This is a genomic window from Luteibacter sp. HAY1-4A, assembly GCF_056755355.1.
This window is the reverse complement of the sequence record NZ_JBNDHZ010000006.1, coordinates 53716-73433: the sequence shown is the minus strand read 5'-3', so window position 1 is coordinate 73433 and position 19718 is coordinate 53716. Positions and strand designations below refer to the sequence as shown.

Here is a 19718-nt window from a genome sequence, read left to right as displayed (position 1 = left end):
TCAATACGGTCGACCCCTCAGTCGCCCGGTGTGAACGTCTTGTAGACCCCTTGCGTCTGCGCCAGGTGGTTCATGAGGCGCGAGGCGCCGTCGGTGGGTTCGCTTCCTTCCACGCGAAGCACCACGTGCACGTTGCCGCTGCGGCGGTCCTTGCCGCCCGCGCTGGGGTCTACGCTCAGGTGCGGGCGGGCCGCGGGCGGCTTGCCTTTCCAGTTCGGATCGACGTGCTCCTCGGCGGGCACCTCGCCTTCGACCAGCGGTCCGATGTCCGCGTCGAAGGTGATCTCCACGTCCTTGATGCGCAGCACGTTGGTCGACACCAGCGGCAGCAGCGGTGCGCGGTAAAGATCTTCGTCGGCCTCCCCCGCCTTGGGGTGCAGCGACGGCATGCGGATCACCACGCTCTTCGGCCGGTTGTCCTCGTCGAAGAAGTCGCTGAGGCGGGCCATCTGGTGTTGCTCGATGCGATCCTGTGCATCCACCACGGCGCCGGCGATGGCTTCGATCAGCGTGTTGAGTGAGGTCTGCGCGGCCATGGGTCACGCACCTCCCTTCGCCGTCGACACGCTATCGGGGAAGGAGTCCACCCGCGCGAGCCAGCCCCTCAGGAACTTGTTCAGTGCCGGTCGCTGGGCCACGAGGTTCGTGTAGTAGTCCTTGCGGCCTTGCTTGTATGCGCTGTAGAGCTTTTGCGGATCGGCGGCGGCCACGGCGGCCAACGTGCCCGGGCCGATCACGCCGTCCACGCCGAGCTGCGGCTTCGCGCCCAGGTTGTTGAGCACGCGTTGCAATAGGCGCGACGCATTGGCGCCCGCGTTCACCTGGAAGTCGAACACGATGTTCGCAAGTTCCTGGGGCTCGAGTTTGTCGCCGCACACCTTGTCCCAGTAGAGCGACTTGTAGATGGTGGCGGCCTGCGCGTCGGTGAGGTTGCGCAGGTTGTCGAGCGTGGGCGCGACACCGAGCAGGCTCTGAGCGCACTGCTGGAACGTGGCGATGGTCACGCCCTTGTTGGTCGCGCCACCGGGATCGACGGGATCGTTGACGAAGCCACCCTCGTGCTTGAGCAGCGTGGGAAAGAAGCTGTTGAAGTCGGCCATTACGGTGCACTCCTGTTTCGGCGCGGTGGCGCCGGCCGGTGTACTTTCCGCTCGGGCCGAACGTGGGAGGATCGGTGAAATGCTGATTACTTTGTTTTGGGTTGCTGATTGCCCGGCGCGTTTTCCCGCGCGGCAAACTCAAGGTTCCAGCGTCGTCAGCCCTTCGCGCAGGGCGTAGCGGGTCAGCTGTGCGATGCCGCTGATGCCCAGTTTCGCCATGATGTGTTCGCGGTGCGTGCCTACCGTCTTGACGCTCACGTGCAGGCGCTCTGCGATGTCGCGAGCGCTCAGGCCTTCGGCGAACAGCTGCGTCACTTCGCGTTCGCGGGCGCTCAGGGCTTCGCCTTGTGCGAAGGCGGGGCCGTCGTTGCGGCGCAGGCCGCCCACCAGGAGGTGGGCGATGTCGGGGCTTATGAAGTAGCGTGAGCGCATCACGCTTTCTATCGCCTCGTGCAGCACACCGAACCCATCGCGCTTCAGTACGTAGCCGTGCGCGCCGGCGTCGAAGGCCGCCTTCACCCAGCGCGCGTCTTCGTAGGCGGATAGGCATAAAAGCCTTGTGTGCGGACATCGCGGCGCGATGCGGCGAACGGCTTCGAGTCCGCTCAGGCCGCGCATTGCGCAATCGAACACGATGAGGCCGGGCTGGCACCGCAGTGCGCTGCGCACGCAGTCGCGTCCGTCGGCCGTGCTGCCGATCACCTCGTAGCGTGGCGAGTTCGCAAGCAGCGACGCCACGCCTTCGCGCAGCAAGGCCTGTTCATCGGCCAGAAGCACGGTGACTCGCGTCATGCGGCACGCTCCACAGGCCGTGCCGCGGGTACACAACGGAAGCCACCGCCACGGATGGCGGTGGTGCGGTCATGGGAATACATCCTGGACCCCCTACCCTCGTCTGCTCCCAAGCCGGCGGCGCGCCGCCGGCTCCCCGGCCGCCGGGCTCCCCCGGCGGCCGCCTCAAGGCGTCCTGCCGTCAGAGATTCCCGGTGCCTTCGGCGATGGTTCCGATACGTCGGCGCCTGCCCTTTTCACGCGGAAGGCAGGCGCCCAGGGTGACGAAATCGTGGAGCCACTCGCTCAGGATCGTCGACATCGCGGTACTACTCCCCGTGGATGGAGCGGCCACGGTATGTCGCGGCGCGTTTGCGCCGTATCGGCTAAATCCTGATTCTTCGGACGGGCTGTGCGTAGTGCGGCGGACGTCACGCTCGGCACGGCGGACGCGTGGCCTTCACGCCTCCGGGCACCTTCACATCGAACGCGTCGTCACGCCTTGCGGTCGCGGGCCGCGGCACGGGCGGCACGCAGCGCATCGAGCTTCTCGCGCAGCTTCAGCTCCAGGCCGCGGTCGACCGGATCGTAGAAAGTCGTGCCCACCAGTTCGTCCGGGAGGCATTGCTGGTCGAGCGCGATGCCGCCTTCCACGTCGTGGTCGTACTGGTAGCCGCTGCCGTAGCCCAGGCCTTTCATGAGCTTGGTGGGCGCGTTGCGCAGGTGCATGGGAACGTCGAGGCTGCCCATCTTCTTCACGGTGGCGCGGGCCTTGTTATAGGCCATGTACGCAGCGTTGCTCTTCGGCGAGATGGCCAGCCAGATGGCCAGCTGCGCCAGGCCGAGTTCGCCTTCCGGGCTGCCGAGGCGCTCGTAGGTGTCCCATGCGTCCAGGGCCATGCGCCAGGCACGCGGCTCGGCGAGGCCAACGTCTTCCACCGCCATGCGGGTCATCCGCCTGGCGAGGTAGAGCGGATCGCAACCGCCGTCGAGCATGCGCGTGAGCCAGTACACGGCGGCATCCGGATCGGACGAGCGCACGGACTTATGCAGCGCGGAGATCTGGTCGTAGAACTGTTCGCCGCTCTTGTCGAACCGGCGCGTGCGGTCGGCCAGCACCTGTTCGAGCGTGGCGTCGTCGATGCGCCCGCCCTCGGCCAGTTCGGCGGCAATTTCCAGCAGCGTGAGCGCGCGGCGCACGTCGCCGTCGGCTGCGCTCGCGATAAGCTTCAGCGACCCTTCGTCCACGGAGAGACCCAGATCACCGAGGCCGCGTTCCTTGTCGGCCAGCGCGCGATGCAGCGCGGCCACGATGTCGTCGGGCCCTACGGCATCGAGCACATGCACGCGACAGCGGGAGAGCAGCGCGGAGTTGAGTTCGAACGACGGATTTTCCGTGGTGGCGCCGACGAAGATGATCACGCCGCGTTCGATATGCGGCAGGAACGCGTCCTGTTGCGCCTTGTTGAAGCGATGCACCTCGTCCACGAACAGCACGGTGCGACGGCCCTGGGCGAAGTTGCCCTCCGCCTCGGCCAATGCTTTGCGCACGTCCGGCAGGCCGCTCATCACGGCCGAAATGGCGCGGAAGTCGGCGTCGGCGTAGCGCGCGACCAGCAGGGCAAGCGTGGTCTTGCCGCAGCCTGGCGGCCCCCACAGGATCATCGAATGCACCCGCCCGGCTTCGAGCGCACGGCGCAGCGGCTTGCCCTCGCCCACCACGCGCTGCTGGCCCACGATCTCGTCGAGCGCGCGCGGGCGCATGCGCTCGGCCAGGGGCTTCAGGGCTTCGGGTTCGGCGAAGAGGCCAGGAGACGGGAAGGACATGGGACGCAGGTCAGTCGGCAAGTGCCCATTATCGCCCTTTCGGCGTGCATGGCGCCTCAACGGCCATCAGGGCTTCGGCTTGCGCAGCAGGCTCGCGGCCATGGCGGCCACGACCGCCGCGCCAAGGAGGAGCACCACCCATAGCAGCGGCCGGGTCCAGTCGAACGGCGCCGCGGACGCGTCCAGCGCCTTGCTGCCGTCGAGGACCTGCACGCTGGCGGTCCCCGCGGGCTCCGGACGCCAGGCCGGACCGGCATCCTTGCGCAGCGCCACGATGGCGTCGGCGATGGGCCATGCCGCACGCCGGCCCAGATGGCTTCCCACCAACAAGCGATACGGCGCATCGCCCTCCGGGAGGAAAACGATGCGGTCGGCCTGCCATTCCACCAGCAGGTGCGGCGCCTCGCGCAGCGGTGTCGCCGAATGCAGGCGCAGCACCTCGCGCCGAGCGCGCGCCACCTCCAGGGGATGCCCATCGTTACCGCCCTGCGACGACGTCACCACCAACGTACCCAGCTGCTGGCCGGTCATCGTGCCCTCGAGGGCGATGGCGTCGAAGCGGGCCACGGCATCGCCCTTCCCCAGCTTCGCGCGCAACGCCGTCACCGGCAGCGCCGCCGGCAAGCGGTAGTCGTAGTCGACACCCTGCCCGCTCTGCGTCGTGTCCGCGGCCGGGAGTTCGAGCCAGCGGCGCGGTGCCTCGTCCTTCGCGGCCGCATCCTCCACGGTGCCGGAGAGCGTCACTCTCGCCGTGGCGCCGGCTGCCCAGGGCGCCTCGCCACGCGTCACGTGCACGCGGTAATAGCGTGCCGGTTCGCCTTTGAGTTTCAGCACCCTTGCGTCGACCGCGCCGTCGCCCTTGCCGAGCGTGACGACGGTGGCGCTGCGAACCAGGGGGGTCCAGTCCTGCAGATCGGTGCTGGCGTCGACATCGACGCGGAGGTCCGCGTCGCGATCGAACGGCGCGAACTCCAGGCGCTCGGCGGCAACCGGCTGGCGGGCATCGAACAGCCAGTCGGTCGGCGCGCCCGCCGTGGCGGCGGCGCCCGGCTCGATGACGATGTCGCCGTTGGTGCTGCGCTGGATTCGCGCACCCGCAACGCCACCGACGCTCGGCGGCACGGCCAGCAGTGGCGCGTCCAGCGTCGCCGGATGCGCCGTGGGCGTCGCGGGCAGGTACATGCCCGCGGCTACCTGGCGATCGCGCGCGTCCACCACCACGACATCGCCCAGGCCCGCATCGCGGCTGGCCCACGCATAGGCGTCCTGCGGCAACTCCACCACATAGGCTTTGGCGCCCGGCTTCACATCGAGCGCATACGCCACCGCGAAAGACGGCGGAGTTTCCGCCCGCGCGGAAAAGACAGCGAGGCCGAGAACCAGAAGGCAGGTAGGCCACTCACGACGCATGCGAAGACTCCGTGGGTTCCACCGCAACCTGCCGGGGCGGTGCGGGAGCGAGATAACCGATGACCGTGCACAGCAGGCCATACGCGATGAACGAACCAATGCCGAACAGGTTGCCGAGGTGCACGCGATCCACGAGCAGCAGCTTCAGCAACACCAGGGCCATGGTTGCGGCGCCGGCGAGCCAGAGCAGGCGCTGACCGCGCTTCGAACCGAGCACCCATGCCACCACGCCGATCACGCTCCACACCACCGTGAGCGACAGTTCGGCGAGGCTCGACCCCGCCATCGCACCGTCCCAGGGCACGCCGCCCAGATGGTGCACGGCGCGCAACGTCATGCTGGTGGCCGCGATGAAGAACAGCGCGGCCAGTGCCGCCGGACGCGCCGTACGCACCTCGCGCGGCAAGGCATCGTCCGAAAGCGCGCGTGCCACGAAAAGTAGCACCGCCACCAACAACAGATCCACGGGATTGAGCACGGGCACGAATGGCAACGGCGAGGCACTTCCTGCCGTGCCCAACGCGACGGTGCCCACCACCAGCATGGCCAGCGCGGCCACCGCACCCACGGCATAGCGGATATCGCGCGCATGCACAGCCAACGGCGAAGCCAGCACGCGCACGCCCCAGAGCACCAGCGCGGCAAGCACGAGCGTCGGCAACGACTGCGCCAGCAGATGCCAGCCCTCGCCAAGCCGGGGCGCTGCGTCGAGGGCAATGGCTATCGCCGCGGTGAACACGGCCAGCCAGCGTCCCCACCACACGGTGCTCGCCGCCACCGCGGCGACGCGGTGCGCAACCACGCCACGCAACGCGAACCAGCCCGCCACGGCCATGATCGCCGCGCTCGCGAGCGGCCAGCCCGCCAGCCACTGGATGCCCGCGTTCGCTGCCTGCAGGATCACCACCAGCCCACCGAACAGGAACACCGGCAGAGAGAAAGCCAGCACCACGCCAAGGTCGAGCTTGCGCGCCAGCGGACACGCCAGCGCGAGCAGCAGTCCCGTCACCGACAGCAACGCGAGCCAGCACGCCGCTTCCGGCGCCGGCTCGTTCACGAAGGTGTCGATCTCATTGGCGAACGCCACCAGCCACCAGAGCACCGCCCACACCAGCAGGCCGATGCGCGCCACGCTGGACACGCCACGCGACGTGCCATGCCGGTCGAACTGCCGCACACCGGCGGCGGCACCGACGACAAGCAGCAGCGCACCGATGAAGGCCGCGTTGATCAATGGGGTATCCAGGCGATGCGAGTGGAACAGCGACGCGAACGTCCACGCCGCACCGGCGGCGATCTGCAGGAAGACACCGGCCCATCGCGGCAGGCGGCGGCCCTGGCGGAATCCGAGCCAGATCAGGCCGGCACCTTCCAGTGCGAACACGCTCGCGGTCACGCTCGCACTCAAGGCGAGCGGCACGGCGATGGTGGCGAGCGCCACGGCCAGCACCGCCCAGGTTTCGCGCAGCAGCGCGAAGTCGTCGCGCCGGCGGATGGCGAAGGCGATGGCCACGTAGATGGTCGCGGCCACGAGCGCGGAGAAAGCCAACGGCAGCGGGCGCCAGTCGAGCAGCGCGCCTTGCAGCAGCAGGCAGGCGATGGGGTTGCCGAACATCAGGCAGCCGTCGAGGATCGCGCGCCCCCGTTTCGGCGAACGCAGCACGTGCAGCCAGGGCACGGCGAGGTACAGGAGGAAATGCAGGATGAGGAAGGGCTCGGTGCTGGCGAACAATGCCGGCCGATAGCTCAATACGCCCCACGCCGTACCCACGCCGAACGTGGCGACGAAGCCCAGCACGTTGAGCACGCGCCATGCGCGCTTCCACGCGATACCGAGGATGCCGATATTGAGCACGGCGTAGTACGAGAACAGCGCGACATGGTTCCCTTCACCGGTCGACGCGATGATGGGCGCGGCGAAGCCGGCGACGAGGCCGAGCACCGCGAGCGCCAGGGCGTCCTGCATCACAGCGAGCACACCGAGCGCGCCGACGAACACGATCAGCAAGGCGAAGGTCCAGCCTGCGGGCAGCAGGCCGTAGAGCCTGTAGGCCGCGAACACCGTCATCACCAGCACGCCGATCGCCCCGCCCTGCAAGGACAAGGCGAATGCGCGCCGCTTCTCCCGCTGCCACCAGCCGAACGCCACGCCGGCAATGGCCGCCAGCGCGACCAGGCTCAAGCGAACGGACAACGGAACGCGCAGCAATCCGGTATCGGCGGCGTACTTGAGGAAGGCGGCAATGCCCGCGAACAACACAAGCATACCCACCTTCACCGGCACGTTGCCCTCGGTGAACCAGCCTTTGATGGCTGCCGTAAGGCGGTCGGCCAGTGTGGGGCCGGCGGGTGCCGTGGGTTCCTGCATGCGCGGCGGCGACGGGGAACCAGGTTCCTCTGCCGGCACGTGCGACGGCAAACCGGCCGCCGGCGTCTGCGGGAGTGGCAAGGATTCGGTGGCAGCCGGCGCCTGCGTCCGCAGAGGCTCAGGGGCGGCGGCACGGGCCTGCTGCACGCTAAGTGGCGGCGGTTCAGGTGCAGCAAGAGGCTCGGTGGCCTGCGCCGGCCCTAGGCGATCGATCAGCCGTCGCGCATCGTCGAGGTCACGCCGCAGCTGCGACGTGCGTCCCCAGAGGAAGCCGATGGCGAAACCGGCCACGCCGCCGGCGACGCCCTCGCCCACGAAAGCGCCGATGATCGCACCGACAATTGCCCATACCAGATACATGCCCTTGCTCCCCGACACATCCGATGTTCGGCGGAGTCTGGCAGAACCGCAGGATTTTGTGGACTGATGGCGGCGCTCGGCCGCTCATCGTCCGGTCGGTACGCGCCCTACTTTGCCGGCTGCGTCTCGATAACCGGCGCGTCGCCGATCACGTCGGTGCCTTCCGGCGCCACGAAGGTGAACGTTTCCGGCGGCAGATCGGCGTTGCGCTTCCAGCCCGCAAAGTCGATCCGCGTGGTGTTGCCGAGCTGGTCGCGGAACACCATGCGCGCGAGGCCGCCGGCGTCGAAGCCGAGGTCGGCGTATTCGAACTGCGGGTCCTTGCCGGTGGAGGTGAGGCGCAGCCACTGCAGGCCGTCGCGCTCGCCCTGCTCCGACACCTTGAAGTCCCTGTCGAGCAGCGCGAGGTTGGTCAGCACCGTAAGCGGACTCTGCGCTTCCTCGCTGCTCTGCTTGCGCACGGTAACCTGTTCCAGGTCCGGGTCGTAGAGCCACACGCGGCTGCCGTCGGCCACGATGGTCTGCTTGTACGGCGCCGTGGTTTCCCAGCGGAATTGCCGCGGCGCCTGCAGGGCCATGGTGCCCGAGCTGGTCTTGCCCTGGTCTCCGTTGGCGTTGGACATGGTCTGGCTGAAACGCCCCGTGAGCGAGTGCATGCCCTTGGCGAACGCGTCCAGCCGCTCGCGGGCCGGGCCGGCGGCGAAGGCAGGCAGGCTCAGCAGGGCAAGCGTCGCGGCAAGCAGGAAGCGTTTCATGGCATGGATTCCGTGGGTGTCGGCGCGATTGTCAGCGATCGGTTTCGAACAGCGACTTAAGCATGTCGATGGCCTCGGACGGCGTGATCTCGCCGGCTTCCATCTTCTCGCTGATGTCGGCGATGGCCTTGCCGTCCTTGTGCCAGTACGGGGCGTCGCGCGTGGCCGTATGCACGGGCCTGGCCTCCTGGCCCAGCACGGCGATTTCGGCGATCTCAGGCTGCTCGGCGAAGATCACTTCCAGCGCATCGTCCACCCCGGCGGTATGGCCATTGGGATAGTCGCGGGTAACGAAGCAGGCGCGGCCGTCGTCGGCGCGCAGCTCCAGTCCCGGGATGGAGGGATTGAGCTCGAAGATGCTTTCGACCTCGTCCAGCACCTCGGCGGAAGGTGCGAGGTCGCCGGTGACGAGCAGGCCCCAGGGACGCTGGCGGAGCGCGCCCGGCTTCATGGCGTTCATGCGGAATCAGTCCTTCGGAGGCGGCGGCGCGAGCACTTCGCGGTTGCCGTTGTGCTGCGGCGCGCTGACGATGCCGTCCTGCTCCATCTGCTCGACGAGGCGGGCGGCGCGGTTGTAGCCGATGCGCAGGTGGCGCTGCACGCCGGAGATGGACGCGCGGCGAGTCTCGGTGACCACCCGCACGGCGCGATCGTAGAGCGCGTTGTCGCTGTCGCCATCGCCGTCGGCGTCCTGCGGCAGGCCGGCGTCGTTGATGATCTTGCCGTCGCCGGTGGACTGCACTTCTTCAAGCACGCCTTCGATGTAGTTCGGCGAGCCCTGGGCACGCAGCCATTCCACGACGTTGTGCACCTCGTGGTCGTCCACGAAGGCGCCATGCACGCGCTCGGGCGTGGCGGTGCCCGGCGGCAGGTAGAGCATGTCGCCGTGGCCCAGCAGCGCTTCGGCGCCGGACTGGTCGAGGATGGTGCGGGAGTCGATCTTCGACGACACCTGGAAGGCGATGCGCGTGGGAATGTTCGCCTTGATGAGGCCGGTGATGACGTCGACGGAAGGACGCTGCGTGGCGAGGATGAGGTGCACGCCCGCGGCACGCGCCTTCTGCGCGAGACGCGCGATCAGTTCTTCCACCTTCTTGCCAACGATCATCATCATGTCGGCGAATTCGTCGATGATGATGACGATGTGCGGCAGCGCCTCCAGCGGCTCGGCGACCATGCCCGGCATGTCCGGGTTGGCGCGGAACAGCGGATCAAGCAGCGGCTGGCCGTTGTTCTCGGCGTCCTTCACCTTCTTGTTGAAGCCGCCCAGGTTGCGCACGCCCACCGCCGCCATGAGCTTGTAGCGGCGCTCCATCTCGGCCACGCACCAGCGCAGCGCGTTGGCGGCTTCCTTCATGTCGGTGACCACGGGCGCCAGGAGGTGCGGAATGCCCTCGTAGACCGAGAGCTCCAGCATCTTCGGATCGATCATGATCATCCGGACGTCTTTGGGGCTGGACTTGTACAGCAGGCTCAGCACCATGGCGTTCACCGCCACGGACTTACCGGAGCCGGTGGTGCCCGCCACCAGCAGGTGGGGCATCTTGGCGAGGTCGGTGACCACGGCCTTGCCGCCGATATCCTTGCCCAGCGCGAGCGCCAGCGGCGACTTCACCTGGTCGTAGCGCTCCGAACGCAGGATCTCGGAAAGGTAGACGATCTGCTTCTTGGTGTTCGGGATTTCCAGGCCGATGACGTTCTTGCCCGGAATGACGTCGACCACGCGCACGCTGACTACCGAAAGGCCACGCGCGATGTCCTTGTCCAGGCTGGACACCTGGCTGCCGCGCACGCCGGCGGCGGGTTCGAGTTCGAAACGGGTGATGACCGGGCCCGGATAGACGCCGACCACGCGCGCTTCGACGCGGAAGTCCTTGAGCTTCAGTTCCACCTGGCGGGAAAGGACCTCGAGGGTTTCCTCGGAGTAACCCGGCCCCTGCGGCGGTGCCTCGTCGAGCAACGACAGCGGCGGGACCTCGCCGTCCATCGACGCGCCGGTGAACAGCGGAATCTGGTTTTCGCGCGTGGCGCGATCGCTCTTCACCACCATCGGCGTGGGGGTTTCGATACGCACCGGTTCGCGCTTGGCCTGCTTGACCGCTTCGGCCTTCTTGACCACCTCGCGCTCGGCGCGGGCGGACCGTGCGGCCATGACGTCGGGGGCGCGGCGCAGCTTGCCGCCCAACCAGCCGCCGAAGCGCATGACCAGCTCGCCCGTGGCGTCCATCAGGCGGAACCAGGACAGCCCCGTGGCGAGGGTGATGGCGATGAGGCACACGGCCAGGAGCAGCAGCGGCGCGCCCTTGTCGCCGAAGGCGTTGTGCAGGCCGTGGCCCACCCACTTGCCGACGATGCCGCCGGGGCCTTCAGGAAGCACCGTCGAATCGACGTTCAGGTAGACCAGCGCCGGCGCGGTAATGAAGAAGAAAACGAAACCGATCAGCCGCAGCGACGGCTCCCAGGGCTGCACGTTGCGCTCGCCGCGGTGGCGGAGCACCTGGATGCCCAGCGCGAGGAGCAGTAACGGGAAGCCGTACGACACCAGGCCGAAGATGTACCTGAGCAGGTTGGCGATGTTCGCGCCGACCGCGCCACCGAAATTGGTGGCATGGTCGGCGACGCCCATGTGGCCCCAGCTCGGGTCCTGGTCGTTGTAGCTCAGCAGGCACACGAGGAGGTAAAGGGCGAGCGGCAGCAGGAGCAGCGCCCCGGCCTCACGCAGGCGGCGCTTGAGCTCGTCGCTCAAGCCCTCCCGCTGGGCCTTGACCTGCGCCTTGGCTTGCCTCTTTACGACTTTCGCGCTTCGCGCCACTAACGAACGACCTCGGTCCCGGTTTTCGGCATCATGCCATGCCCTGGAGGGCCGGGTGCACGATCTTGCCGTTCTCGATGTTGATGCCCGCGGCGAGCGGGGCGTAGTCGCGCCACTCGTTACCGGCGGCCAGGCGCTGCACGTACGGCAGGATGGCGGCGGAAATGGCGGTGGACGAGGTCTGCGGCACGGCGCCCGGCATGTTGGTGACGCAGAAATGCGTCACGCCGTGCACGTCGTAGGTGGGCTCCTTCCAGGTGGTGGGACGCGAGGTCTCGAAGCAGCCACCCTGGTCGATCGAGATGTCGACGAGCACCGAGCCCTTCTCCATCGTCTTGACCATGTCTTCCGTAACCACGCGCGGCGCCTTGGCGCTGGGGATCAGCACGGCACCGACGACGATGTCGGCGTTGCGCACTTCCTCGGCCACCGACGACTCGTAGGCGTACAGGGCGGTGACGTTCGGGCCCAGGGCCATCATTTCGGCCATGCGGTCCGGACGCTTGTCGAACACCACCACGTTGGCACCGGCCGAAGCGGCCAGCGCGGCGGCGTTGCCACCGGCGGCGCCGGCGCCCAGCACCACCACCTTGCCGCGCGGCGTGGACGCCATGCCGCCCAGGAGCTTGCCCTTGCCGCCATTCGGCTGGTGCAGCAGCGTGGTGCCGATCTGGGTTGCGATGCGGCCGGCGATGACGGACATGGGCAGCAGCAGCGGAAGCACGCCGTTCTCGTCGACGGACTCGAAGGCCACGCCGGTAAGGCCGATGTCGAGCAGGCTCTTGGTGAGCGCCGGTTCGGCGGCCAGGTGCAGGTAGCAGAACAGGAGGTGGTGCTTCTTCAGCAGCGCGAGGTCGCCGGCGATCGGCTCCTTGACCTTGACGATCAGCTCGCCCTTCTCGTAGACGGCGGCGGCGTCGGGAACCACGGTGACGCCCAGCGCGGCGTAGTCGGCGTCGGCGTAGCCGCTCTTGCTGCCGGCACCGGCCTGGATGAAGACCTCGTGGCCACGGCGGACGAGATCGGCGGCGGCCGCCGGGATGAGGGCAACGCGGCCTTCGAGGGTCTTGGTTTCGGAGGGAATACCGATGCGCATCTTATGGAGGATCCTGAAAGTACAGAATAAAGCCGGCCCGTGGGGACGGACCGGCCGCCGTCGTTGAGGCGCATGGCTTGAATCGCACCCGCGTCTTCCCCATTCTTCCGGGTCGACAGCGTCCTCGCGGACTGATACGACTTAACGCGCCGCAGTAAACCCAAGGATTATACATGAGCACCCCCAAGCACAGCCGCCTGCTGATCCTCGGCTCCGGCCCCGCCGGCTACACCGCGGCGGTGTACGCCGCCCGCGCCAACCTGAAGCCGACGATGATCACGGGCCTCCAGCAGGGCGGCCAGCTCATGACCACCACCGAAGTGGACAACTGGCCGGGTGACGAGAAGGGTGTGCAGGGTCCCGACCTCATGCGCCGCATGGCCGAGCACGCCGAGCGCTTCGAGACGGAGATGGTCTTCGACCACGTCCACAGCGTGGACCTGTCCAACCGCCCCTTCCGCCTGAAGGGCGACAGCGGCGAATACACCGCCGACGCGCTGATCATCACCACCGGCGCCACCGCCAAGTACCTGGGCATCGCCTCGGAAGAGAAGTTCAAGGGCCGCGGCGTGTCCGCCTGCGCCACCTGCGACGGCTTCTTCTTCCGCGACCAGGACGTGGTCGTGGTGGGCGGCGGCAACACGGCCGTGGAAGAGGCGCTGTACCTGTCCAACATCTGCCGCAAGGTCTACCTGGTGCACCGCCGCGACAAGCTGCGCGCCGAGAAGATCATGCAGGACAAGGTGTTCGAGAAGGCCGCCGCCGGCAAGATCGAACTCCTCTGGAACCACCATGTGGATGAGGTGCTGGGCGACGATTGCGGCGTGAACGGCGTGCGCGTCAAGGACGTGAACACCGGCGCCAAGCGCGACCTCGAGGTACAGGGCTTCTTCGTGGCCATCGGCCACACCCCGGCCACCGGCATCTTCGAAGGCCAGCTCGAGATGAAGGACGGTTACATCCAGATCCAGTCCGGCCTGAACGGCATGGCCACCGCCACCTCGGTGCCCGGCGTGTTCGCGGCGGGCGACGTGGCCGACCATGTCTACCGCCAGGCCATCACCTCGGCGGGCTTCGGGTGCATGGCCGCCCTGGATGCCGAGCGCTGGCTCGACCAGCAGCACCTGCTCGCCTGACGTGGGAAGCGCGCTGGCGCGCTTCCTACAACCTTGGTGAGGCCATGACGGATACGCGCTTCCTCGACAGCCTCGGCGGCATTCCGGCCGCCGACTGGGACGCGCTCGTGCCCGACGGCAATCCGTTCGTGTCGCATGCCTTCCTGCACGGCATGGAAGCGAAAGGCTGCCTGCGCGAAGACTACGGCTGGCGGCCGCACCACCTGGCACTCTTCGAGGGCGGCCGCCTCATCGGTGCCGCCCCGACCTACCTCAAGGGCAATTCGCACGGCGAGTTCGTGTTCGACTGGAGCTGGGCGGCCGCCTGGGAACGCGCCGGGGGCGACTACTATCCGAAGCTGCTCGTCGCCTCGCCCTACTCGCCCGTACCCGGCCCGCGCCTTCTGGTTCGCGACGGCATCGAAGCCGAAGTCACGCGGAACCGGCTCACCGCCGCGCTCGTCGACGAAGCCGACCGCCTAGGCCTTTCCTCAGTGCACGCGAACTTCCTGGCCGACGCCGACCTCGACGCCTTCGACGATCGCTGGCTGGCCCGTTCGGACTACCAGTTTCACTGGCATAACCGTGGTTATGCTGATTTCGATGCGTTCCTCGCCGCGCTCACCGCGAAGAAGCGGAAGAACATCCGGCACGAACGCACGCATGCGCATGCGTCGGGTCTCACGCTGGAAATGCGCGGCGGCGACGAATTCTCGGACGCCGAGTGGCGGCAGATCCACGCCCTCTACGAGCTCACTTTCGACATGAAGGGCAACCACGCGGCGCTCACCGCGCGGTTCTTCCAATACCTGGGCCGGACCATGGGGCCGAATGTGCAGGTGGCGCTCGCTCGCGACGCCAGCGACATCGTCGCCATGGCGTTGTTCCTGCGCAGCGGCGATGCACTTTACGGGCGCTATTGGGGAGCGAGTGTCGAAGTGTCCGGCCTGCATTTCGAACTGTGCTACTACCGCGGCATCGATTACGCCATTCGCGAAGGGCTTTCGCGTTTCGAGCCAGGTGCGCAGGGCGAGCACAAACTCGCCCGCGGATTCCTGCCCACGCTGACGCATTCACGCCACTACATCGCCCATGAAGGCTTCCGCCGCGCCGTGGCCGACGCGCTGCAACAGGAGGCCGCGCATCGCGAGGCCTATCGCGAAGAACTCATGGCCCACTCGCCGTACGCCGACCGATGATCCAGCTGCCGCAACTGCATCGTACGCGCCTCGGGCTGTTCCCTGACCCGGAAGCCGCGCTGGACGAGCCGAACGGCTTGCTCGCATGGGGCGGCGACCTGTCGCCCGAGCGACTGCTGGCGGCGTACAGCCAAGGTATCTTTCCCTGGTTCAACGCGGACGAACCGATCCTCTGGTGGTCGCCGGACCCGCGTTGCGTCTTCCGCACCGACGGCGTGCACATCAGCCGCAGCCTGCGCAAGCAACTGCGCCGCTCTGCCTGGCGCGTGACCGCGGACACGTCGTTCAGTCGCGTGATGCGCGCATGCGCCGCCCCACGCGACGGACAGCCGGGCACGTGGATCGGCGAGGACATGATCGCCGCGTATGAAGAACTGCATCGGCGTGGACACGCTCACAGCGTGGAGGTTTGGGATCGGGGCTCGCTGGTAGGCGGCATCTACGGCGTGGCGGTAGGCCGGTTGTTCTGCGGGGAATCCATGTTCAGCGCCCGCACCGGCGGTTCCAAGGTGGCCCTCGCCGCGCTATGCGGTCTGCTGCACGGCTGGGGTTTTCCGCTGCTCGACGCGCAGGTAACCAATGACCACCTGCTGAGCATGGGCGCGATAGAAATTCCGCGCCGCGAGTTCGTGGCGAAAGCGCGCCAGCTGGCGGCGATGCCGGGCATCGTCGGGCCATGGGTAAAGTATCCCCTAACCCTGCCCTGACTGTGGGAGCCGCTTCAGCGGCCATCCCGCTCCAGCGGGCAAACTTGCCGCAAGCACCCATCGCTGCTGAAGCAGCTCCCACATAGAACCCATCATCACTTTTCTAGCGCGCCCGATGCCCGCTCATTTCCGCGCCCGCGTTCCGCGGGAACAACAGGCATACCGGGGCCGCCACCAGCGAAATGAGCGTGATGACGATGAAGGCCACGCTGAAGTCCGGCAGCTGCGCCCGCTCGTACCCATGCCACGCCACCGAGGCTTGCAACGAAGCGGCGGCCACGCAAATCCCCAGCGAAAGCATCAGCTGCTGGAACGTCGAATAGAAACTGGTGGCGGCGGAGAATCGCTCGCTCGGCACGTCCGCGTACGCCACGGTGTTGTACGCACTGAATTGCAGCGACTGGAAGAAGCCGCTCAGCAGCAGGATGGTGTAGATCGTCCACAGCGGCCAGTCGGGACGGAACGCCGCGCAGAGCCCCACGCAGATCATCGACAGCACGCCGTTCCAGACCATCGTGCTGCGAAAACCCCACTTCCGCAGCACCGGCGAGGACGTGGCCTTCATCAACATCGCCCCCAACGCGGAAACGAACGTGACCACGCCGCTGTGTGCGGCGGAGAGACCGAAGCCCAACTGCATCATCAGCGGCAGGAGAAAGGGCATGCCACCGGCGGTGATGCGCGTGAGCGAACCGGCCACCACCGACAGGCGGAAGGTGGTGAAGCGCATCAGCGAGAGGTCGAGGATGGGATTCTCGACACGGCGCGCATGCCACACATAGAGCGCGCCGGTGACGAGGCCCGCGACAACCAGGCCGGTAGATCCGAGCAGCGACGTGGCGCCATGGCTCGCCATCTCCAGGCCGAACACCAGGCACGACAACGAGACACCCGACAGCACGAAGCCCAGCTTGTCGAAGCGCACCTTGTCCGGCAGGCGGATGTCGGGCACGTAGCGCGACGCGAGCCACATGCCGGCGATGCCGATGGGCACATTGATGTAGAAGATCCAGCGCCACGAGGCCCAGGTGACGATGAAGCCGCCGAGAGGCGGCCCGACCACAGGGCCGATCAGCGCCGGCACCAGCAGCCACGACATGGCCGACACCAGCTCGGACTTCGGCACCGAGCGCAGCAGCACCAGCCGCCCCACCGGCACCATCATCGCGCCGCCGATGCCCTGCAGCAGGCGCGAAAGCACCAGCAGCGGCAGGTTTCCTGAGATGCCGCAAAGCACGGAGCCGAGCGTGAAAAGCGCGATGGCGGCGCGGAAGACGTTGCGTGAGCCGTAGCGGTCGGCGATGGCCCCGCTGGCAGGAATGAACACCGCGAGGCTGAGCATGTACGACGTGAGCGCCACGCTCATGTGCAGCGGCGACACGTCGAACGATTCCGACATGGCGGGCAAGGCAGTGGCGAGGATGGTCCCGTCCAACTGTTCCATGAACATCGCGCTCGCGATGATCAGGGCAACGGTGCGGAAGCCTGGGGCGGCGTTCATCCGGGGACGGGCAACGGGGAAGCGCATAGTTTGCGCCCGTCCGTGTGAAAGGTCGATATCCGGGCAGCGCGTGGCCGCGGCGTACCGGCTAGTCGAGCGCTACCTCCCGCCCGCTGCGGAAGACGCGTTCCGCTCCGCTCAGCGGATCGGTGAAACGCAGCTCCCGTGCCAGCAGGCGCAGCGGCTCCGCGAAACCGGGCGCCTCATCGCGAAGCGAGGGGTACACCGGATCGCCCAGGATCGGCGCGCCAAGCGCCGACATGTGCACGCGCAGCTGGTGCTTGCGGCCCGTGACGGGCTCCAGCCGGTACAGCCAATGCCGGTCCCCGCGTTCGATCACATCGATGGCCGTACGTGCATTCGGCTTACCCGCCACCTCGCGCATGCGGAAGAACGGCTCGCCGCGCTCGAGGCGACTCTCGTACACGAACGGGAAGGCGCGCTCCGGCAGCGGCGGCGCCACGGCTTCGTAGATCTTTGCGATCGCGCGCTCGCGAAACAGTCGCGTATAGGCATCGCGGCTGGAACGCCGGGCCGAGAACACCACCAGCCCCGCCGTGGCACGGTCGAGCCGGTGCAGCGCCACCAGATCGGGATTGCCGAGCCGCCTCACCAGGCGCACCGACAGGGTCTCCTCCACATGGCGGCCCGCGGGCATCACCGGAAGGAAATGCGGCTTGTCGGCCACCACGAGGTCGTCGTCGATGTGGACGATGGTTTCCTCGAAGGGAATGCGGGCCTCGTCGGGAACCTCCCTGCGATACGTCACAACGGCGCCCGGCCGGTACGGCGCCAGTCGCTGCACCGCGATGCCGTCCACGCTGACCGCGCCGCGCGCCATGCGCTCCAGCCACACCTCCCGGCCCACGGCCGGGAAGCGCTCACAGAGGAAATCGAGCACCGTCGGCCAGCTGCCTGGCGGCAGCGAGACGCGGCTTACGGGCAAATGACTGTCCATCGCCGCATTGTGCATCAGGGCCGGCTCCTGCAATTTCCGCGCGGCGGCCGGCTTATACTCCGTCCATCGTCCCCAACTTTATGCCGGGAGCTCCCGCGTGATCGGCCGGTTCTTCAGGAAGTGGTTTGGCACCGGCTCCAAGGCCGCCGCCTCCGCGCAGGAGCGCATCCAGGTACCGCTGGCCGTTCCTCCCGTCGCCATCGGTGGCGAGGCTATCCCGGGCGCCGTGCCGGCCGAGGACATCGAGGATGCCTTCTACCGTCTCGTTTTCGGCATCGGGCCGCCGCACGAGCATGGCCTGACGCCCGCGGAACAGTCCACGCTGCGTCGCGTGCGCGAGGCCTTCGGCAGCGAGCGTTTCGACGTCGGTTCCCTGCCCCGCCTGCCGGCGGTGGTACCGCAGCTCATGCGCTCGCTGCGCAACGACGACACCGACGCCCGTGCGCTGGCCGAGCAGATCGCGCGGGACACCGTGCTGGTGGGTGAAGTCATCCGCGTCGCGAACAGCGCCTACTTCCGCACCGCGCGCCCCGTGGCCGGCCTGCCCCAGGCCATCACGCTGCTGGGCCACGACGGCCTGCGCCGGGTGGTGATGCAGATGGTGATGCGGCCGATCCTGCGCACCGACGACAGCGAGGCCGGCAGGCAAGCGGGTGAGCGCCTCTGGGAGCATGCGGAGCGATGCGCGCGCGCCTGCGCGTTCCTCAGCCGGGGCGTGTGCGATCCGTTCGAGGCCTTCCTGGCCGGGATAGCGAGCCAGACGGGCGCACAGGCGATCCTCCGCGAGGTCGAGCGCGTGCCCGATCCCACGGCGCTGGCCTTCAGCCGGCCCTTCGTGGCGGCACTCGGCCAGCAGATCGAGCGCCTGTCGCTGCACGCGGCACGGCATTGGAATTTCCCGTCGCGCGTGGTGCAGGCACTGGCCGAACGCGCGGACCCCGCGGATGCCGGCGCGCGTACGCCGCTGGGCCGTGCGCTGCTTGCGGCAAGCCGGGTGGCGATGCTCGACGTGCTGGTGGAGCGCGGCATGGCCGAAGCGGACGCGGTGCTGCTGGCCACCCCGGCCCAGGGCTTCAGCCAGGAACGATTGCTGGCGTGCCGCGACGACCTGCGCGCCGCGGCCGAACCCACCGAAAAAGCCTGACGCTCAGCGGCGCGGTGCCGGTACCGGCACGTCCGCCCACAGCTTTTCCGCCAGGTCGTCCGACGCCGCCACCAGCAGCTTCGGCACCAGCGTGTCGACATGCGGAGCCGCCGGATCGATCGTTGCCGACTGCCGGAGGCGATACGTCTTCGACACCGCCGGGCCGCGCGCGACGATGCGGCAGCTCACCGCGAGGTCGAGGTTCGCCGTCGGCGCCGCCGCCTCGTCGTTCACCTTCACGGACACCTGCACGTCCAACTCACGGCAGTTGATGAGCAGGTCGGTGAAGTAGCGCGGTTGCAGCAGCGAACGCACACGCGCCTGCACCACGGAAGCGACATCGGGGTTCAACTGCACCCGGGCCTTCTGCTCCAGGCCGGTCACCGTGAGCAGCGCGCCGCCCGCGCCTTCCACGGTAAGCCACGGCGACGACGGACTGGCCGCCACCATGCGGCTCATGTCGCTTTCGATCACCGCCTTGCCGCCGCAGCCCGACAACATCAGGGCCGCTGCCACGGCCAATACTTTCTTGATCACGCCATTCCCCCGGATTCCCCGAACACAAACGCCCAATGTAACGGTTGCGTGCTCGGGA

At 67.9% G+C, this 19718-nt stretch carries 17 protein-coding genes; 4 read left to right on the top strand and 13 right to left on the bottom strand.

Features of this window, described 5'->3' with window-relative positions; genetic code table 11:
* Nucleotides 1-17: 17 nt before the first annotated feature.
* From ACPYOD_RS03195 to ACPYOD_RS03150, 10 genes are all read right to left on the bottom strand, one after another.
* Nucleotides 18-536 carry a DUF2589 domain-containing protein gene (locus ACPYOD_RS03195; protein WP_481300287.1) on the bottom strand — a complete coding sequence of 173 codons (519 nt, stop codon included), beginning with the start codon at nucleotides 534-536 and terminating at the stop codon, nucleotides 18-20.
* Nucleotides 537-539: 3 nt separating this feature from the next.
* Nucleotides 540-1100, bottom strand: coding sequence for a glycoside hydrolase family 108 protein (locus ACPYOD_RS03190; protein WP_481300286.1), 561 nt, complete (start codon nucleotides 1098-1100; stop codon nucleotides 540-542).
* A gap of 138 nt (nucleotides 1101-1238) precedes the next feature.
* Nucleotides 1239-1892 (bottom strand): response regulator, encoded by a 654-nt coding sequence (locus tag ACPYOD_RS03185; protein WP_481300285.1) that lies wholly within the window; start codon nucleotides 1890-1892, stop codon nucleotides 1239-1241.
* A 474-nt stretch (nucleotides 1893-2366) separates the two neighbouring features.
* On the bottom strand, nucleotides 2367-3698 hold the full coding sequence (locus ACPYOD_RS03180) for a replication-associated recombination protein A (RefSeq protein ID WP_481300284.1): 1332 nt from the start codon (nucleotides 3696-3698) through the stop codon (nucleotides 2367-2369).
* A gap of 66 nt (nucleotides 3699-3764) precedes the next feature.
* Nucleotides 3765-5108 (bottom strand): DUF3999 family protein, encoded by a 1344-nt coding sequence (locus tag ACPYOD_RS03175; RefSeq protein ID WP_481300283.1) that lies wholly within the window; start codon nucleotides 5106-5108, stop codon nucleotides 3765-3767.
* Nucleotides 5098-7836, bottom strand: coding sequence for a DUF2339 domain-containing protein (locus tag ACPYOD_RS03170; protein ID WP_481300282.1), 2739 nt, complete (start codon nucleotides 7834-7836; stop codon nucleotides 5098-5100). The genes ACPYOD_RS03175 and ACPYOD_RS03170 overlap by 11 nt, the downstream gene beginning before the upstream one ends.
* Nucleotides 7837-7943: 107 nt before the next feature.
* Complete coding sequence (gene lolA, locus ACPYOD_RS03165; RefSeq protein ID WP_481300281.1) at nucleotides 7944-8591, bottom strand: outer membrane lipoprotein periplasmic chaperone LolA; 648 nt, start codon at nucleotides 8589-8591, stop codon at nucleotides 7944-7946.
* Between the two features lie 31 nt (nucleotides 8592-8622).
* Complete coding sequence (locus ACPYOD_RS03160; RefSeq protein ID WP_481300280.1) at nucleotides 8623-9051, bottom strand: hypothetical protein; 429 nt, start codon at nucleotides 9049-9051, stop codon at nucleotides 8623-8625.
* 6 nt (nucleotides 9052-9057) lie between these two features.
* On the bottom strand, nucleotides 9058-11403 hold the full coding sequence (locus ACPYOD_RS03155) for a DNA translocase FtsK (protein ID WP_481300279.1): 2346 nt from the start codon (nucleotides 11401-11403) through the stop codon (nucleotides 9058-9060).
* Between the two features lie 31 nt (nucleotides 11404-11434).
* Nucleotides 11435-12499, bottom strand: coding sequence for an alanine dehydrogenase (locus tag ACPYOD_RS03150; RefSeq protein WP_481300278.1), 1065 nt, complete (start codon nucleotides 12497-12499; stop codon nucleotides 11435-11437).
* A 173-nt stretch (nucleotides 12500-12672) separates the two neighbouring features.
* On the opposite strand from ACPYOD_RS03150, the gene trxB reads away from it, so the two are divergent.
* From trxB to aat, 3 genes are read left to right on the top strand one after another with little or no spacing between them, the layout of a single operon-like run.
* On the top strand, nucleotides 12673-13635 hold the full coding sequence (trxB, locus tag ACPYOD_RS03145) for a thioredoxin-disulfide reductase (RefSeq protein WP_481300277.1): 963 nt from the start codon (nucleotides 12673-12675) through the stop codon (nucleotides 13633-13635).
* Between the two features lie 44 nt (nucleotides 13636-13679).
* Nucleotides 13680-14813: a GNAT family N-acetyltransferase gene (locus ACPYOD_RS03140; RefSeq protein ID WP_481300276.1), complete on the top strand. Its 1134-nt coding sequence runs from the start codon at nucleotides 13680-13682 to the stop codon at nucleotides 14811-14813.
* On the top strand, nucleotides 14810-15520 hold the full coding sequence (aat, locus tag ACPYOD_RS03135) for a leucyl/phenylalanyl-tRNA--protein transferase (RefSeq protein WP_481300275.1): 711 nt from the start codon (nucleotides 14810-14812) through the stop codon (nucleotides 15518-15520). Before ACPYOD_RS03140 ends, aat begins: the two co-directional genes overlap by 4 nt.
* A 103-nt stretch (nucleotides 15521-15623) precedes the next feature.
* Here the strand turns inward: aat and ACPYOD_RS03130 are convergent, their stop codons facing one another.
* Together ACPYOD_RS03130 and ACPYOD_RS03125 are read right to left on the bottom strand one after the other, a co-directional pair.
* Entirely contained in the window at nucleotides 15624-17021 is a 1398-nt protein-coding gene (locus ACPYOD_RS03130) for a DHA2 family efflux MFS transporter permease subunit (protein ID WP_481300274.1), read from the bottom strand.
* A gap of 88 nt (nucleotides 17022-17109) precedes the next feature.
* On the bottom strand, nucleotides 17110-17994 hold the full coding sequence (locus ACPYOD_RS03125; protein WP_481300273.1) for a pseudouridine synthase: 885 nt from the start codon (nucleotides 17992-17994) through the stop codon (nucleotides 17110-17112).
* A gap of 82 nt (nucleotides 17995-18076) precedes the next feature.
* On the opposite strand from ACPYOD_RS03125, the gene ACPYOD_RS03120 reads away from it, so the two are divergent.
* Nucleotides 18077-19123 (top strand): HDOD domain-containing protein, encoded by a 1047-nt coding sequence (locus ACPYOD_RS03120; protein WP_481300272.1) that lies wholly within the window; start codon nucleotides 18077-18079, stop codon nucleotides 19121-19123.
* Between the two features lie 3 nt (nucleotides 19124-19126).
* On the opposite strand, the gene ACPYOD_RS03115 is transcribed toward ACPYOD_RS03120, so the two are convergent.
* Complete coding sequence (locus ACPYOD_RS03115) at nucleotides 19127-19660, bottom strand: hypothetical protein (RefSeq protein WP_481300271.1); 534 nt, start codon at nucleotides 19658-19660, stop codon at nucleotides 19127-19129.
* Nucleotides 19661-19718: the final 58 nt, after the last annotated feature.

What these genes read in the sequence shown, in the direction of transcription:
- ACPYOD_RS03195 (WP_481300287.1), bottom strand. Translation starts at nt 536, where the DNA reads ATGGCCGCGCAGACCTCACTCAACACGCTGATCGAAGCCATCGCCGGC.
- ACPYOD_RS03190 (WP_481300286.1), bottom strand. Translation starts at nt 1,100, where the DNA reads ATGGCCGACTTCAACAGCTTCTTTCCCACGCTGCTCAAGCACGAGGGT.
- ACPYOD_RS03185 (WP_481300285.1), bottom strand. Translation starts at nt 1,892, where the DNA reads ATGACGCGAGTCACCGTGCTTCTGGCCGATGAACAGGCCTTGCTGCGC.
- ACPYOD_RS03180 (WP_481300284.1), bottom strand. Translation starts at nt 3,698, where the DNA reads ATGTCCTTCCCGTCTCCTGGCCTCTTCGCCGAACCCGAAGCCCTGAAG.
- ACPYOD_RS03175 (WP_481300283.1), bottom strand. Translation starts at nt 5,108, where the DNA reads ATGCGTCGTGAGTGGCCTACCTGCCTTCTGGTTCTCGGCCTCGCTGTC.
- ACPYOD_RS03170 (WP_481300282.1), bottom strand. Translation starts at nt 7,836, where the DNA reads ATGTATCTGGTATGGGCAATTGTCGGTGCGATCATCGGCGCTTTCGTG.
- lolA (WP_481300281.1), bottom strand. Translation starts at nt 8,591, where the DNA reads ATGAAACGCTTCCTGCTTGCCGCGACGCTTGCCCTGCTGAGCCTGCCT.
- ACPYOD_RS03160 (WP_481300280.1), bottom strand. Translation starts at nt 9,051, where the DNA reads ATGAACGCCATGAAGCCGGGCGCGCTCCGCCAGCGTCCCTGGGGCCTG.
- ACPYOD_RS03150 (WP_481300278.1), bottom strand. Translation starts at nt 12,499, where the DNA reads ATGCGCATCGGTATTCCCTCCGAAACCAAGACCCTCGAAGGCCGCGTT.
- trxB (WP_481300277.1), top strand. Translation starts at nt 12,673, where the DNA reads ATGAGCACCCCCAAGCACAGCCGCCTGCTGATCCTCGGCTCCGGCCCC.
- ACPYOD_RS03140 (WP_481300276.1), top strand. Translation starts at nt 13,680, where the DNA reads ATGACGGATACGCGCTTCCTCGACAGCCTCGGCGGCATTCCGGCCGCC.
- aat (WP_481300275.1), top strand. Translation starts at nt 14,810, where the DNA reads ATGATCCAGCTGCCGCAACTGCATCGTACGCGCCTCGGGCTGTTCCCT.
- ACPYOD_RS03130 (WP_481300274.1), bottom strand. Translation starts at nt 17,021, where the DNA reads ATGAACGCCGCCCCAGGCTTCCGCACCGTTGCCCTGATCATCGCGAGC.
- ACPYOD_RS03125 (WP_481300273.1), bottom strand. Translation starts at nt 17,994, where the DNA reads ATGCACAATGCGGCGATGGACAGTCATTTGCCCGTAAGCCGCGTCTCG.